Raw genomic sequence first — 16,050 nt, forward strand, 5'->3', positions numbered from 1 at the left:
TATGGGGCGGGTTGGTTTGGGGGGGGGGGTGGGGGGGGGTGGGGGGGGGGGGGGGGGGGGGGCGGGCCGCCCCCCCCCCCCACGGCCGGCTCACTTCTTGGTCTGGCCGGCGGCGACCTCCTCGGCCGTGTAGTAGCCGGAGTCGATCAGCACCGTCTTGATGTTGTCCTTGTAGACGGTCTGGATCGGCAACAGGTAAGCCGGGACGACCTTGACCCCGTTGTCGTAGGTCTTGGTGTCGTTGGCCTGCGGCTGCTGGTCCTTCAGGTACGCCTCGGCTGCGAGGACGGCCTGCTCGGCGAGCAGCCGGAGGTCCTTGAACACCGTCGAGCTCTGCACCCCGTCGTTGATCAGCTTGATCGAGGCGACCTCGGCGTCCTGGCCGGTCACCACCGGCAGCTTCTTCTTACCCTGGCCGTAGCCGACGTTCTGCAGTGCGGTGATGATGCCCCGGGAGATCCCGTCGTACGGCGCCAGCACGCCGTGGACCTGCGTGCCGTCGGCGTAGCTGGAGGTGAGCAGGTCCTCCATCCGCTTCTGCGCGGTCTCCTGCTGCCAGCGCAGGGTGGCCGCCTGCTCGATGCGGGTCTGGCCGGACTTCACCCGCAGCGAGCCGTTGTCGAGGAACGGCTTGAGGGTGTCCATCGCCCCGCCGAAGAAGTACTGGGTGTTGTTGTCGTCGAGCGAGCCGGCGAACAACTCGACGTTGAACGGGCCGGTGGCGCTGCCCTTGGAGCCGTCCTTGTTCTGCAGGCCGAGGCCGACCAGCAGCGCGGTCGCCTGGGCGACGCCGACCTTGTAGTTGTCGAAGCTGACGTAGAAGTCGACGTTCTTGCTGCCCCGGATCAGCCGGTCGTACGCGATGACCGGGATCTTCGCGTCGGCGGCGGCCTGCAACTGGCCGCTGAGGGCGGTGCCGTCGATCGCCGCGATGATCAGCACGTCGGCACCCTGGGTGATCATCTGGTCGACCTGCTGGGACTGGGTCGGGATGTCGTCGCCGGCGTACTGCAGGTCGACCTTGTAGCCCTTGGCCTCCAGCTTCTCCTTCACCGCCTTGCCGTCGGCGATCCACCGCTCGGAGGTCTGGGTCGGCATCGCGACGCCGATGGTCAGGTTGGCGGGTTTCTCCCCGCTGGTATCACCGCCGCTGCCGGCGCCTTCGCCACTGCACGCGGCCAGGCTGAGCGCCATTGCCGCGGAACCGAGAGCGACCAGGAATTTCCTGCGCACTGGTTTCTCCTCTCTGGAACTCCCGTCGAACGCCGGGACCACCTGTCACCTTCGGGGTGAGTGTTAGCGCTCACATAGCCCCTCGTCAACACCCCTCCGGAAATCCGGATGTCACGGTCCCGTAACGAGGATCTTGCGAATTGTCCGGCCGATTCACCCCGCCGGCCGCCGTCCAACAAGGACGACCGTGGGCCACCCGCCCTACCAGTGGCCCGATCCGGCACCGGCCGGTCACCCGCCACCCGCCGCCCGCAGCCGGGCGGCAACGGTGACTGGCGGGGGAGGCCGGCGCGGACCGCGCCCCGTTCGCGGTCCACGTCGGCGGCTGCGGCACCCGGCTAGCGCTGGGTCCAACGCTGGTTCGCCGCCGCGGTGCAGGACCAGAGGATCACTGCACTGCCGTTGGCGGTCCCGTTCTCGTACACGTCGAGACACAGGCCGGACTGCCCGTTACTGATGGTGCCGTTGGCGTTGAGCGTCCACCGTTGGTTGGCCCCGCCGTTGCAGTCCCAGATCTGGACCTTGGCGCCGGCGGTGGCGTTGAGCGGGGCGTCCAGGCACTTGTTGAGGGACTGCAGGGTTTGCCCGTTCACTGTCCAGCGCTGGTTGGCGGCCCCGTTGCAGTCCCAGATCACCGGCTGGGTGCCGTTGGCGGTGTTGCTCTGCGGGACGTCCAGGCAGCGGCCCGAGGAGACGCTCGCCAACGCGCTCGACGTGGACGGCGGCGGGGTCGTCGTCCCGCCGCTGACGCGGAACACCACCGTGCCGTGCGACGGCACGCTGGCGCTGATGGTCCCGCTGGTGGTGGTGGCGTTGGTCCAGGCGTCCAGCAGCGTGAAGGAGGACCCGGACTTGCCGATGGCGGCGGCGGTGGTCGAGATCGTCGTCGTCGAACCACCCTGGTTGAACAGGGCGACGGCGACGTCACCGTTGGCCAGCCGCTTGGCGAGCACCCGCCGGGTGCCGTCGAACGAGACCTGGGTGGCCTGCAGCGCCAGCGGGTCCTGGTTGATGGCGATCAGGTTGGCGTTCTTCAGGATGGTCTGGGTGGCCGACGTCATGTTGCGGATGTCGTTGCCGGCGATCAGCGGGGAGGCCATCACCGCCCACATCGCGAAGTGGCTACGCATCTCCGTGTCCGTCATGCCACCCCGGCCGACCTCCATCATGTCCGGGTCGGTAAAGGCCCCCGGCTTCGCGTACGGCGCAAGCGGGACGGTCACGTCGATGATGTTCTGGACGCCCATCGGGTAGCCGTTGGTCTGGCCGGTGTTCCAGGCGTTGGTGATGTCCTCGGTGGTGCGCCACATGTTGGCCACGTCGCCCCAGTTGCGCTGGGGGCCGGTCTTGGCGTGGATGCTGTTCGGGTTGATGCTGTAGACGATCGGCCGCCCGGTCGCCGCCAGCGCGTCCCGCATCTTGGCGAACGTGGCGACCTGCTCGTCGATCGACCCGGTCGGCGAGCACCAGTCGTACTTGAGGAAGTCGACCCCCCAGGCGGCGAACTGTCGAGCGTCCTGCGCCTCGTGGCCCAGGCTGCCGGTAGCGCCCGGGTACGAGCCGAAGTACTGGGCGCAGGTCTTGTCCAACGGCACCTGGTAGATGCCGAACTTCAGCCCCTGGCCGTGCAGGTAGTCGCCGAGGGCCCTCATCCCGCTGGGGAAACGCGTCGGGTCGCCCTGCAGGTTGCCGGCGGAGTCGCGGTTGGGGTTGAACCAGCAGTCGTCGACGACGACGTACTGGTAGCCCAGGTCGCGCATCCCGCTGCTGACGATCGAGTCGGCCACCTGCCGGATCAGCGTCTCGCTGATGTTGCAGCCGAAGGAGTTCCAGGAGTTCCACCCCAACGGGGGCGTGCGGGCCGCCCCGTTTTCCAGGGCCTGCGCCGCCGGGGCGTGCACGCCGGTCAGGACACCGGCCAGGAGCAGCCCGGCCACCAGGGCCCGCCCCCAACGACGGGCTCGCACGAATCGCTTCACCAGAGTCTCCTGTCAGTGACGCCGTCCGGGCACGGCGCAGGGCGAAGTGGAGCGGAACACCCAGTTCGCCCCGCTGGCCTTGTGAACGCTCACATCAACCGGCTTCATGTTACGGAACCGGTTCGCCGCATTCAACTGATTCGATCTCACGACTACCGTCGACCTGCCCTCGCGCGGAAGTTGCGACCTGTCTTTCGACGGCCTCATCCCCCTCGATCGCACCTCTCGGCGGAGGGCGGGACGGCGACACCGCCCCTCGCCGACCTACTCGAAGACCTCGACGTGACCCGCTCACACTCCCGACCGAAGGTGAGCAACGACAACCCGTACAGCGAATCCTGGTTACGGAGCAAGTCCCGCAAGCCGCTTAGCTCCCGCTGGCCTCCAGCCCTCGACATGTTCCGGAAACATCACGGCTTGACGAACGGCATGTTATCGCTCACAGTCGATGGCCAGAGACGACGACACCTGCGGCTTACCGGGCGAGCCTGCGTCGTCAACCTCGAATCTGCCGTGCGCCGGGGCATGCAGACGTCCTGTCAACGCCTGCGCCCGACCACGCGCCGCAGTGCGCCCATCTTCGGGTAGACCGTTTGGCTCTTGGTTATCAAAAGGAGGATCATGTCTGCCTCAGGTAGATTTGCATCGATCGCACTGCCGTCGCGGCGGCGAGGGTGGTTGCTACGGCTCGCCGCCGCTGGCGTGGCGGCGGTGATGGCCGGCGTTGCCGCGGCGGCGGTGGCGTCGACACCCGCCGCTGCGGCGACAGTGGACACGAACGCTTGGTACGTATTGGTCAACCGCAACAGCGGCAAGGCCCTGGACGTGTACAACCTGGCCACGAATGACGGTGCACGGATCACCCAGTGGGCCCGGAACAACGGCAACCAGCAGCAGTGGCAGTTCGTGGACTCCGGCGGCGGCTACTACCGGTTGAAATCGCGGCTGTCCGGCAAGGTGCTGGACGTCTACAACTTCTCGACCGCCAACGGTGCCAGCGTCGTGCAGTGGACCGACGGCAACGGCACCAACCAGCAGTTCCGGCTGGCCGACTCCGGCGGCGGCCACGTCCGGTTGATCAACCGGAACAGCAACAAGGTGGTGGAGGTGCAGGGCGCGTCAACCGCCGACGGCGGCAACATCGTGCAGTACGACGACTGGAACGGCGCCAACCAGCAGTGGCAACTCGTCCGCGTCGACGGCGGGGGCAACCCGACCACTCCGCCGCCCGGCACCTGCGCTCTGCCGTCGACGTACCGCTGGAACTCGACGGGCCAGCTGGCGAATCCGAAGTCGGGGTGGGTCTCGCTCAAGGACTTCAGCCACGCCCCCTACAACGGCAGGCATCTCGTCTACGCGACGACGCACGACACGGGGACGACGTGGGGCTCGATGAACTTCGGCCTCTTCTCGAACTGGTCTGAGATGGGCTCGGCCAGCCAGAACACGATGCCTTTCGCCGCTGTCGCGCCCAGCCTGTTCTACTTCGCTCCGAGGAACATCTGGGTCCTCGCCTACCAGTGGGGTGGGACCGCCTTCTCCTACCGGACGTCGACCGACCCCACCAATGTGAACTCGTGGTCGTCGCAGCAGACACTCTTCACCGGCAGCATCTCCGGCTCCGGCACCGGGCCGATCGATCAGGCAATCATCGGTGACGACACGAACATGTATCTGTTCTTCGCCGGAGACAACGGCAAAATCTACCGGGCCAGCATGCCCATCGGGAACTTCCCGGGCAATTTCGGCTCGACCTACACGACCATCATGAGTGACACGACGAACAACCTGTTCGAGGCGGTTCAGGTATACAAGCTCCAGGGCCAGAACCGGTACCTCATGATCGTCGAGGCGATCGGCTCGCAGGGTCGCTACTTCCGCTCGTTCACGGCCACCAGCCTGGGCGGTACGTGGACACCGCAGGCCGCCACCGAGAGCAACCCCTTCGCTGGGAAGGCCAACAGTGGCGCCACCTGGACCAACGACATCAGCCATGGCGAACTGATCCGCAGCAACGCCGATCAGACCATGACCGTCGATCCCTGCAACCTGCAGCTGCTCTACCAGGGGCGTTCCCCCAACTCCGGCGGCGACTACGGCCTCCTGCCCTACCGGCCGGGTCTACTGACCCTGCAACGCTGAGGGTGTGACACAGGTCCGGCCCGAATGTTCCTGAGGGGCGGGCTCGGTGCAAGGCCGAGCCCGCCCCCGGTCCATGCGGGGAGCCACGATCGTCCTGCTGCCCGGCGCTGTCGGCGGTGATCATGCTGGGCCGATTCCCCCGAATGAAAGACCACGTCATCGACCTCCACCTCCCATAGGAGAAGTCTTGTGAGGAAACACAGAGTGATTGATGCCGCGTTGGCATCGGCTGGCACCGTCCTGCTGGCATCGACCGCGGTCGCCGTGGCGTTGCCCGCCGACGCCGCGACCGAAGGCTGCTCGGTGGACTACATCGTGTCGTCGCAGTGGCAAGCGGCTTCGGTGCCAATGTCACCATCACCAATCTCGATCCGCTCACGAACTGGACGCTGACCTGGACCTACAGCGCCGGCCAGACCGTCACGCAGGCCTGGAACACGACGCTGATCCAGAGCGGTGCCGTGGTCACCGCCAAGAACGTCAGCTCTAACGGGGCGATCGCGACCAACGGCACTGCCTCGTTCGGCTTCAACGGCTCGTGGACCGCCAGCAACCCCGTTCCCACCAGCTTTGCGTTGAATGGAGTGGCCTGCACCGGCGGCACAGCGCCCACCACCGCACCGGCGGACATCACGGTGAACGGTGCAACCAGGTACCAGACGATCGACGGGTTCGGGGCTGCGACACCGATCTGGGGTGGCACCTGGTCGACGGCGGAGACGCAGACGCTGGTCGGGATGGGCGCCAACCAGCTGGGTCTGTCGATCGTGCGTACCGGCATCTCGCCGGTCTCCGGTGAGTGGTCGACTCAGGTGAACGCCCTGAAGACATTCGGAGGGGGCATGACGCCACCGCAGGAGACAGCCCTGAACAGTTCGGCGACTCCGGCGTGGGTACGCCGACCGACCAACCTCGCCAGGGCGGTCACCGGTGAGTTGGTGGAGCGCATCGTCCGAGGGGAACATCCGTCGGGGACGCCCCTGCCCCCGAGCCGGTTCTCTGCGAGACCTTCTCCGTGAGCCGGACCGTCGTCGGGGAAGCGGTGAACATCCTCCAGGAGAAGGGGTTGGTGCAGGTCCGCCAGGGTTCCGGCACCATGGTCACCCCACCGTCGGACTGGGACATGCTCGACGAACTCGTCCTCGCGGCCACCATCGCCGAGGGCGACAGCCTCGCCATCCTCGACGACCTCGTCGTCACCAGGCGGGTGCTGGAGTCCGAGATGGCAAACGTCGCCGCCCGCCTGGCCGATGCGGAGACCGTCGACCGGCTGCGCGCTCTGGTGGACCGGATGGACGAACTCGTCGACGACCACGTCACCTACCACGAGCACGACCGGGCCTTCCATGACACGGTCATGCAGTCGTCCGGTAACCGCATCGCCCGCGGTGTTGTACAGGCGCCTGTTCACCCATATCACCGAGGCCTGGCTGGTCCGGCGCCGCGGTTCGGGCAAGCCGGTCCGCCTGTAGCGCTGACCCCGGTGGTGGGATCGAGGGCCCGCACTCAGGATCTTCGCCACGTCGATCCGGGCGGGAACGGCGCCCGCCCCCGGGATGCGGGAGCAGGCGCCGCCGCCTGAGATCGCCATGGCACCGACAGCATCACGAGAACTGCGCGAAGAACCTCCAGATCTCACCCTTGGTCCAGGTCGTGATGCCGCTCTCGGCGTAGGTTCCGTCCACCGGCCCGGGCATGTGACCGTTGTCGAACGCAGCCCACTGGACCGGGTAGCCGGCCCGGCATCCCGAGTAGGTGGTCGTGATGTGCGTACGGCTGCCCGCCCCCGGCTCGCGTGGGCTCTGGGCTGCGCAACCGTTGTTCCGGACGAACGTGTCGCGCAGTGACCGCCCCTGGGAGATGTTGAGGACGTTGTCGGAGATGCCGTGCAGCCCGAAGTACGCGATGGGCTGCGTGCCGCCGCTGCACCCGCTGATCTGCGCCCCGGCGATCACCGCGACGGCCCGGAAGACGTCGGCCCGCGCGCAGGCGAGGGCGTAGCTCATGCCGCCGCCCCAGCTGAAGCCGAGGGCGAACCGCTGCCTCGGGTTGACACAGAGGTCGCTCTCGATCCGCCTGATCATGTCGTCGACGAGGGTGACGTCCTCACCGCCGGCATTGCCCCAGCCATTGCCGAGCCCCTGCGGTGCGACCAGGATCGCGCTGTTGTTCGACTGCTCCTGCTGCCCGTAGTAGGACCAGGCGGTCCCGCTGGTGCCGCCCGAAGAGATCTCCTGCATGGTGCCGCCCCGCCAGTGGAACGCGAAGATCAGCCGGTAGGGGTTGTTGTTGTTGTAGTTGGCGGGCACCCGCAGGATGAAGGAGCGGCTCTTGCCGTTGCTCTGAATCGTGTGCGTGCCGCTGGACAGCGTCGGCGCCCTGCCGCACCCTGCGCCACCTGACGGCGGGTTGCCGCTATCCGCGTGGACAAGCTGCCACTGCTGGTTGGCACCGTTCCAGTCGGAGTACTGCACGATGTTCCCGCCGTCGGCCGTCGAGGCGCCCTGCACCTCCACGACCTTGCCGCTGTGCCGGCTGATCAACCGGACGTGGCCGCCGTCCGAGTCGGCCAGCCGGAACTGCTGGTTCGTCCCGTTGAGGTCGGACCACTGCACGATCGCACCGCCGTCGGCGGTCGACCAGTTGTGCACGTCGAGGACCTTGCCCGAGTGCCGGGACTTCAGCCGGTAGTAGCCGCCACCCGAGTCCACGAACTGCCACTGCTGGTTTACGCCGTTGTTCCGCGTCCACTGGCTGATCCGTGCGCCGTCGTTGGTGGCTGAGCCGTACAGGTCCAACGCCTTGCCGCTGTTCCGGTTCACCAGGACGTACCAGGCGTTGGTGTCCACGGTCGCAGCCGCTGCGGGCGCCGCGTTCACCGCGACGAACGTGCCGGCCGCCATGACCGCGGCCGCCGCCGCGGCCAGCCCTGACCGCCAGCGACGCCTGCGTGGAGAGGCGAGACGAGCCTCACCGATGGCCTTCATGGTCCACTCCTTCGATCGGGGTCACCCACGAGCAGAACGCACGCGCGTGCCCTGGCGTGTGTGCCGGCATCTGGTAGTGGAGTCGGCACATCGAGGTGTTGTGCGGGTGGAGATGCGGCCACCGGCCCACGTCCTGGCCGCAGCCCGGACCGGCCGAGAAGCAGGACCGCGCCGACCGCAGCGGTGTATGGCCTGGCTTCCGGCAGCCACGCGACCCGCAAGTCTGAAGTTAGCGCTAACAACGTCATACGTCAAACGACTGACGTCGATCTCGCCGTCCGCCGGAAACGCGCTCGCCGCCGCCGCGTGGGACGGAACAGGGCGCCGACCCCAGCCTTCTCGCGCCCTACACGAAGAATGTCAGCGATAACATTCAAGGGGGCGAGCGTGAGGTGGTTCTTAGGAGTGCGCGATGCCCCACGGTGGCGCGGACGGATGCCATCCGCGCCACCGTGAGTACCGGTTCAGCAGTTGCTCTGGTCGAGTGCGGCGTGTTCCAGGGACGGAAATGTTCGATGTTGATCAGGAAGGCGGGCTCGGCTCTATGACCAGGTAACGACTTCCGCAACCAGCCGACGCTTCCGTCAGGAATCCTGGTGTGGCACGCTGTGCCGACGGAACGGTCGGCCTAACCGATGCGGATCAGTTGCCACTGCTGGTTGTTGCCACCCCAGTCGGCGTACTGGACGATGTTCGCCCCGTCAGCGGTGGACGCACCCTGCACCTCCACGGCCTTGCCGCTGTTACGGTTGATCACACGCACGTAACCCCCGGCTGATTCGGCGAGGCGGAACTGCTGGTTCGTGCCGTTGCCATCGCTCCACTGCACGATCGCCGCAGCGTCGGAGGTGGAGAAGTTGTAAACGTCCAGCACCTTGCCGGAGAGCCTGGACTTCAACCGGTAGTAGCCACCACCCGAGTCCACGAACTGCCACTGCTGCTGGTTACCGTTGTTCCGGGACCACTGGGTGATCCGGGCACCGTCATTGGTCGCGAGGTTGTACACGTCCAACGCCTTTCCACTGTTCCGATTCACCAGCACGTACCAGGCACTGGTATCCACCGGGGAGCCCGGCGGAGGCGTGGAGGGCGGGTTGGCGCCGACGTTGAGGGCGTTGAGAACGGAGGTGTACGCCGCCTTCTTGTTGCCTGACCGATCGAACAACAGGGCGTCGTCGGTGCCGCGCCATGAGTCGCTGTCCCGCACACCCCAGACCGTGATGCCGTTGCAGCGCGAGACAGCCAGGCAGGCGCGGGTGACCGTGGCGTAGATGTTGGCCTGGTTGGAGCCCGTCATGACGTCGAGTTCGGTGATCTGCACGTCGACGCCGAGATCGGCGAAGCGCTGCAGATTGGCCTGGTAGTCCCCCGGGACCGAGGTGCCCAGGTGGGACTGGAAACCGACACAGTCGATCGGTACGCCACGGGCCTTGAAGTCCCGAACCATGTTGTAGATACCGGTCGACTTCGCATTGACGCCGTCGGTGTTGTAGTCGTTGTAGCACAACTTCGCACCGGGATCGGCCGCCCTGGCTGCGCGGAATGCCGCCTCGATCCAGTCATTGCCCGTACGCTGCAGGTTCGAGTCACGCCGACCGCCGCTGCCGCCGTCGGCGAATGCTTCGTTGACCACGTCCCAGGAATGAATCTGCCCTCGGAAATGGGTGGCCACCTGGGTGACATGGTTGATCGCGGCGTTACGCAAGGTGGTGCCGGACAGACCCTGCGCCCAACCCGGTTGCTGCGCGTGCCACAGCAGGGCGTGACCGCGCACGCTCATGCCGTTGGCCTGAGCGTGACTGACGAGACGATCGCCGCCCGTGTAGCTGAACCGACCCTGTTGCGGCTCGGTGGCGTCCCACTTCATTTCGTTCTCGGGGACAACGCTGTTGAATTCGCGGTTGAGGATGCCAACGTACTGACTGTCGGAGAGCTTGCCCGTCGCGACGGCCGCGCCAAAGTAGCGACCCTTCTCGGCGGCGGACCCTTTCAGGGTCGTGCCGGCACTGGCCGTCGAGGCCAGCCCCACCGTCATACCCGCGGTCAGTGCGACGGCGATAGTCGCCGCCGACAGCAGAGTTCTCTTGGTTCTCATGTCGCTCCTTCTCCTTGTCTGCACCGGTGGTGGTGATGTGCCATTTCGCTCAGGGGAGCCGGTCCGGGACGGCAGACACGGTTCACTGACGGTCAGATGGGTGAGTGGCGGCGCCTCCAGGTGCGCTCCGCCGGTCATCGTCGGCCGGTCCGCGCTGGCTCGGGCAGTGCGACCGGCTGTCACAGACAGCTGCTGATGGTCCTGAAGCGACGTCCGTGTGCCCTGGGGATGCCCTGGACGCGAGGTTCGGCCAGCGAGGCTCGCCCGGTGAGCCACAGATGCCGTCATCCTCGACATCGAGAGTGAGCGATAACATTCCGTTCGTCAAGACGTGACGGGTCATCCATGCCCGCGCCCTCCGGAACACCGTTCCATCCGAACGAATCTTGTCCGCGCCCCTCGCCGTCGCCACGGAACGGGCTGTCGGGGGCGTCGGCTCGGTGTCACGGGCGCACGGGACGATCACCCTGTTATCGCTCACATAGTGCAGACGAAAAAGACACCGGCGCGACCAGGGCCTGCGCGCCACCGCCCCTGCCACACCCGACGCCACCTGCGTACGCCGGCCCGCCCACCTCGGTCGGCCCACCTACGCCTGAAGCTGACGTTGGAGATTGTGCGCAAACCCAAGGGGCAGAAGGGCGGCATCAAGTGATCATGGCGACACATTGCTCTCTACCAGATCGTTGAAAACCTCAACCGGCTTACGCCAGTTCAACGTCTGTCGCGGTCTGCCATTTAACTCTGCGGCGACAGTATCAAGCTCGTCCTGGGAACGCAACGACAGGTCGGCACCCTTCGGAAAATATTGGCGGAGCAACCCATTCGTATTCTCGTTACTGCCCCGCTGCCACCGCGAGTGCGGGTCGCAAAAGTAAGCGGGCATACCCGTGCGGATCGTGAAGTCGGCATGCCTGGCCATTTCCTTGCCCTGATCCCACGTCACACTGTCGCGCATGAACTCGGGCAGGCTCTCCATCTTCTTCGCGAGCAGGTAAGCGACCCGGTCGGCGTTGCGGTCGTACGGGATCCGCACCAGCATGGCGAACCGCGTAACGCGCTCAACCAGCGTGGCGATCTGGAACCTGTTGCCTTTCCGATGATCAGATCACCCTCCCAGAAGCCGGGCACGCCGCGGTCGTCGGCCTCCTTCGATCGTTCGCTGATGTTGACCATGTCGCGGATCTTTTCCCTGGCCGACGTCGTACGGGACCGGTCGACCCGACGGGTACGGCCCTGCCGTAGGGGCGAGCTTGAGCTGGGTACGCAGCTCGCCGGGGCCTGGAGGTACAGGCATTCGTACACCGTCTCGTGGGAGATCCGCATTTCCGGATCGTCGGGATGATCCTCGCGGAGTCTCTCGCTGATCTGTCTCGGTGACCACTTCTCCCGCAGGCCCTCGTTCACAGCATCGTACAATCGGGGAGAAGCTTCGAGTTTTCGTTCCTTCGGGCGCAGGCGATTCTCATCGGTCTGACGCTGCACCTCGACGGCACGGTATTCTGTCGCACCACCGTTTCGCTCGATTTCTCGATCGATCGTCGAATGGTGTCGACCCAGCAGCCTCGCGATGGATCGGGATGAACAACTTGGGCTCGGCTCAACTCCCGAGAAATTAGCTCCCGCTCATCGAATCGCAACGGCTCGTACCGGCTCATGAACTTCATCCAACCTGTCGACGCTACTTGGACAATTCTATCCGAGCGTCGATACGACCATTTGACCCAAAGACCCGGACGGGACCTCACCCAGGGCCCCGGCAAAGTCGTGACGGTGTCCAGCTTGGGCGGCTTGGAGTAGAAGCGCCGCTGTTGGTGGTAGCAAGACGGGCATGACTGACTCAGAAGATCATCAAGGTTCCTACGCCATGCTGATCGCCGAAGTGAGTCATGCCCGCGCCGCCATCATCGCTGATCTCGTCTTTGTCCTGTGCACCGGCTCTGACCGCGCCCGAAACCGCTGGTGGTCTGCCCGCAGCGCTCACCGGGCTGCCTGATCCACGGGCCCAGCGAGGTGTTCGGCATCAACTATCGGTCGTGGTGACCGCAGCGGTGTGCGCCGTCGTGGCCGGCTACCGCTCGATACCGCGATCGCCGAATGGGTTGCCGATGTTCCGGCCGCGACGGCTCTCGCCCTGGGTATCGCTCCTGATCGGCGGCCGTCTGAGGCGATGATCCGCCGGCTGTTGCAGACCCTGGACCCGCAGTTGCTGACCGCGGCTGTCGGGGTTTGGCTCGCCGGCCGGGCTTCCACCAGCACCGCGACAGGCCTGCGGGCGGTCGCCGTCGACGGCAAGTCGTTACGCGGATCCCGCACCGGCGACACTGCCGCCCGGCATGTGATGGCGGCCTGCGATCAGGTCACCGGCGTGGTCCTTGCCGACACCGGCGTGAACGGCAAAACGAACGAGATCACCCGATTCGCACCGCTGCTGAACCAGATCGGCGACCTTCGCGGCGCCGTGATCACCGCCGACGCGCTGCACTGCCAGCGTGACCACGTCACCTACCTCGCCGAACGCGGCGCCCACTGGATCCTGACCGTCAAAGGCAATCAGCCCCACCTGCATGCCCAGCTCGCCGCCTTGCCCTGGAGGGCCGTCCCGGACGCCACCAGAGACGATGACCGCGGCCACGGCCGCCGCGGGATCCGCACCCTCAAGATCCTCACCGTCTCCACCGGCATCGACTTCCCGCACGCCGCGCAAGCACTGCAGATCCGCCGCCGCAGACGCCGCTAGTGCCGTGACCACGAACGTTCGCGGTGTTGGATGACACGCCGTCTGGCCTGTCGGCCGGGCGGCGTCGCGGCGGTCAGGCTGTGGCGGTGGCAGAACCCGTTCGCGTACGGCGGCTCAGTGACCAGGAAGGTCAGCAGCTGCTCCGAATCACTCGCCGGGGAACCGGGTCACCGATCCGTCTGAGGCGGGCGATGGTCGTGCTCGCCTCGGTTGGCGGGAACACCGTGCCGGCGATCGCCCGTCTCGTGCAGGCTGATGAAGACACGATTCGGCAGGTCATCCATCGGTTTGACGAGATGGGGATGGCCAGCCTGGACCCTCAGTGGGCGGGTGGCCGTCCCCGCCAGATCAGTCCTGACGAAGAGCAGCTCATCGTCGCGACGGCCAACACCCGCCCCGAGAAGCTGGGGCGACCGTTCACCAGGTGGAGCATCCGCAAGCTCGCCGACCACCTGTGCCTTCATTCCCCTCGACGTGTCCGGGTGGGTCGGGAACGGCTACGGCAGCTCCTGCACCGGCACAAGATCACCTTCCAGCGGACCAAGACGTGGAAAGAGTCCACCGACCCCGATCGGGACGCCAAACTCGCCCGGATCGAGTACGTCAGTAGCCACTTCCCACAACGGGTCTTCGCGTTCGACGAGTTCGGGCCCTTAGTGATTCGCCCCCAGGCCGGCACCGGGTGGGCGCCGGCCGGACACCCGCACCGGCTGCCCGCGAACTATCACAAACTGCACGGCGTCCGGCAGTTCCACGGCTGCTACAGCGTCGGCGACGACCAACTCTGGGGCGTCGTGCGGCATCGCAAGAGCGCCGCGAACACCCTCGCCGCACTCAAGTCGATCCGGGCCGCTCGTCCGGACGGAGCACCGATCTACGTCATCCTGGACAACCTGTCCGCGCACAAAGGCCGAAAGATCCGAGCCTGGGCGGCCCGGAACAAGGTCGAACTCTGCTTCACCCCGACCTACGCCTCCTGGGCCAACCCGATCGAAGCCCAGTTCGGGCCGCTACGCACCTTCGTCATCGCCGGCTCGAACCACCCCAACCACCCGGTGCTGGCCCGGCGGCTGCAGGCATACCTGCGCTGGCGCAACGCCAACGCCCGCCACCCCGACGTCCTGGCCGCCCAACGCCGCGAACGCGCCCGCATCCGAAGCGAACGACAACGACGCTGGGGCCAACCCGCCACCTGCGCAGCCTGACCCAACACCGCGAACGTTCGTGGTCAAAGCACTAGACCAGCCGAAACGCTTGACCACCGAAACCGTCTACGCCATTACCAACCTGCGCGTCCACCAGGCAAAACCGGCGCAACTGGCCGCCTGGATCCGCGGGCACTGTGCCATCGAAAACAAGATCCACTGGGTCCGCGATGTCACCTACGACGAGGACCGCAGCCAGATCCGCACCGGCACAGGACCCGAAGTCATGGCAGCTCCACGCAACGCCGCGATCGGCGCCCTACGCACCGCCGGAATCACCAACATCGTCGCCGCCACCCGGCATCACGCCCGCGACAGCAGCCGCCCACTGGCACTCCTCGGCATCACCTGACGGCTTTGCCGGGGCCCTGGGCCAGGGCCCGAGGCGGGGTACTTCTTGACTCTCGACCCGGTCGAGGGCTGACCCTTCCTGGGTGACGTCTGAAGAGCGCGACCAACGATCAGTCCCTCTCGCGATTGACCTGGAGATGCTGCGGCCGGTACTGCGCGGCGGCTGGGAAGCGGATACCTGCGACCCACACGATGTGCAGGATTGGTGTGAGTTCTCAACGAAGGTGATCCGGGGCGGCCCGCCGACCAGTAACGGATCAGATTCGGTGAGAAGCGGCAGGGTGTCTTCTTCTCACTGAACCTGATCCTTCACGACGGAGGGAATTGGCTTCACCAGGACGGCCATGGCTGGCCCCACTGTGCGGTGATTACCGCCGCCGGTCGGTCGCCCCGCGTAACCGGGTGCCGAAAGCAGGCGGCTCCGATGACCGAAACCGTCGTACCGCTACCTAACGCGGACACGATCAACGGGTCGATCCGCTTGTCGCGGAGGTGACCCGGCTGGGGTCGTCCGACGGGTTCGCCGCGTGGCGCTGGTAGTGCCGGGACACGCGGGCGCGGTTGCCGCAGGACGGCTTGCACCACGCCTGGCGCGGATGTTCCTTGACGAAGTAACGCACGCAGCGTGGCGCCGGGCAGGCGAGCAGTTGGGCACGGGCCGGGCTGGCGAGAAACTCGATCGCGGCCCGGGCCAGCCCCGCCGTGAGCCGCCGCCGGGCGTCGGCCGGCGCGCAGCGCCAGGCGACTGTCGGTGTCGACTCGTCCGGCCAGTTCAGCACGGGCCGGACCGGCAGCCGGCCGGCGGCCTGGTTGAGTTGATCGACGGCGTCCGGCACGGGAAGCAGTGTTGAGGAGTCGGCCCGGCTCGGTGGCCCGGGGCGGACTGCATGCGCGAACAGGGTACGCACGGCGCGTCGCAGCGCGACCACGTCGAGGCGGAGTTGCTCGTCGGGCGTGCTGGCGTACGGCCCGGGCTCGGCGGCGTACTCCCGCAGCGGATCGGCGTGCTCCCGGAGCCAGGTTGTCAGTCCGGCGACGTCGGCGAGGTCGTCGGCGACGCCTCCGCTGCCGTCGTGCCGGATGGTGCTGGCCAGGGCGAGCGCGAGCTGCTGTGACATGGGTCTCCTCTGGTACCTGCTTGACTTGCCTGGCTTGATCGAGTGTAGCCTCCCTAACGCTTGGGCTGGAGATAACCATTAGGGGACGTCTTGCTCGTCATCGCGCATCTCAGTGACACGCACCTCGACAGCCATCCCCGGTCGGCTGAACGGACCGCCCGGGTGATGGACTACCTGCACGCCCTGCCGCGACCGGTTGA

General features: G+C 66.6%; 11 protein-coding genes and 3 pseudogenes. 8 read left to right on the forward strand and 6 right to left on the reverse strand.

The features are described from left to right. Positions 1 to 90 precede the first annotated feature (90 nt). Positions 91 to 1,233: a multiple monosaccharide ABC transporter substrate-binding protein gene (chvE, locus tag GVV04_RS04160; protein WP_161684529.1), complete on the reverse strand. Its 1,143-nt coding sequence runs from the start codon at positions 1,231 to 1,233 to the stop codon at positions 91 to 93. Positions 1,234 to 1,571: 338 nt separating this feature from the next. Further along, a complete protein-coding gene (locus tag GVV04_RS04165) occupies positions 1,572 to 3,212 on the reverse strand; it encodes a glycoside hydrolase family 27 protein (RefSeq protein ID WP_161684531.1) in 1,641 nt (546 codons plus the stop codon). A gap of 621 nt (positions 3,213 to 3,833) precedes the next feature. On the opposite strand from GVV04_RS04165, the gene GVV04_RS04170 reads away from it, so the two are divergent. The 3 genes and pseudogenes from GVV04_RS04170 (at position 3,834) to GVV04_RS32810 (ending at position 6,936) form a co-directional block, all read left to right on the forward strand. Next, positions 3,834 to 5,354, forward strand: coding sequence for a non-reducing end alpha-L-arabinofuranosidase family hydrolase (locus tag GVV04_RS04170; RefSeq protein WP_161684719.1), 1,521 nt, complete (start codon positions 3,834 to 3,836; stop codon positions 5,352 to 5,354). Between the two features lie 189 nt (positions 5,355 to 5,543). Continuing rightward, positions 5,544 to 5,978 (forward strand): annotated as a pseudogene (locus GVV04_RS04175) (cellulose binding domain-containing protein); the annotation flags it as partial. A gap of 445 nt (positions 5,979 to 6,423) precedes the next feature. After that, complete coding sequence (locus GVV04_RS32810) at positions 6,424 to 6,936, forward strand: FadR/GntR family transcriptional regulator (RefSeq protein WP_328822208.1); 513 nt, start codon at positions 6,424 to 6,426, stop codon at positions 6,934 to 6,936. A 22-nt stretch (positions 6,937 to 6,958) separates the two neighbouring features. Here GVV04_RS32810 and GVV04_RS04185 read toward each other — a convergent pair whose 3' ends face one another. The 3 genes and pseudogenes from GVV04_RS04185 to GVV04_RS32815 form a co-directional block, all read right to left on the reverse strand. Next, entirely contained in the window at positions 6,959 to 8,341 is a 1,383-nt protein-coding gene (locus GVV04_RS04185) for an RICIN domain-containing protein (protein ID WP_161684533.1), read from the reverse strand. 628 nt (positions 8,342 to 8,969) lie between these two features. After that, positions 8,970 to 10,436 (reverse strand): endo-1,4-beta-xylanase, encoded by a 1,467-nt coding sequence (locus GVV04_RS04190; protein ID WP_161684535.1) that lies wholly within the window; start codon positions 10,434 to 10,436, stop codon positions 8,970 to 8,972. A gap of 655 nt (positions 10,437 to 11,091) precedes the next feature. Continuing rightward, positions 11,092 to 12,014 (reverse strand): annotated as a pseudogene (locus GVV04_RS32815) (IS30 family transposase); the annotation flags it as partial. 253 nt (positions 12,015 to 12,267) lie between these two features. Here GVV04_RS32815 and GVV04_RS32080 point away from each other — a divergent pair. The 5 genes and pseudogenes from GVV04_RS32080 (at position 12,268) to GVV04_RS04210 (ending at position 14,733) form a co-directional block, all read left to right on the forward strand. Beyond that, positions 12,268 to 12,432, forward strand: a complete 165-nt coding sequence (locus tag GVV04_RS32080; RefSeq protein WP_201752954.1) for a hypothetical protein — start codon at positions 12,268 to 12,270, stop codon at positions 12,430 to 12,432. After that, positions 12,425 to 12,472: pseudogene (locus GVV04_RS34295) on the forward strand (hypothetical protein); the annotation flags it as partial. The gene GVV04_RS32080 and the pseudogene GVV04_RS34295, both read left to right, overlap by 8 nt. 17 nt (positions 12,473 to 12,489) lie before the next feature. Then, on the forward strand, positions 12,490 to 13,176 hold the full coding sequence (locus tag GVV04_RS04200; RefSeq protein ID WP_328822195.1) for an ISAs1 family transposase: 687 nt from the start codon (positions 12,490 to 12,492) through the stop codon (positions 13,174 to 13,176). A gap of 86 nt (positions 13,177 to 13,262) precedes the next feature. Beyond that, positions 13,263 to 14,381, forward strand: coding sequence for an IS630 family transposase (locus tag GVV04_RS04205; protein ID WP_328822196.1), 1,119 nt, complete (start codon positions 13,263 to 13,265; stop codon positions 14,379 to 14,381). 49 nt (positions 14,382 to 14,430) lie between these two features. Next, positions 14,431 to 14,733, forward strand: a complete 303-nt coding sequence (locus GVV04_RS04210; RefSeq protein ID WP_235965568.1) for a hypothetical protein — start codon at positions 14,431 to 14,433, stop codon at positions 14,731 to 14,733. A 463-nt stretch (positions 14,734 to 15,196) separates the two neighbouring features. Here the strand turns inward: GVV04_RS04210 and GVV04_RS04215 are convergent, their stop codons facing one another. Continuing rightward, entirely contained in the window at positions 15,197 to 15,850 is a 654-nt protein-coding gene (locus GVV04_RS04215) for a CGNR zinc finger domain-containing protein (RefSeq protein WP_161684538.1), read from the reverse strand. Positions 15,851 to 16,050 lie beyond the last annotated feature (200 nt).

Origin of the sequence: Micromonospora rubida (assembly GCF_009908295.1) — a bacterium.
Taxonomy (GTDB): domain Bacteria; phylum Actinomycetota; class Actinomycetes; order Mycobacteriales; family Micromonosporaceae; genus Micromonospora; species Micromonospora rubida.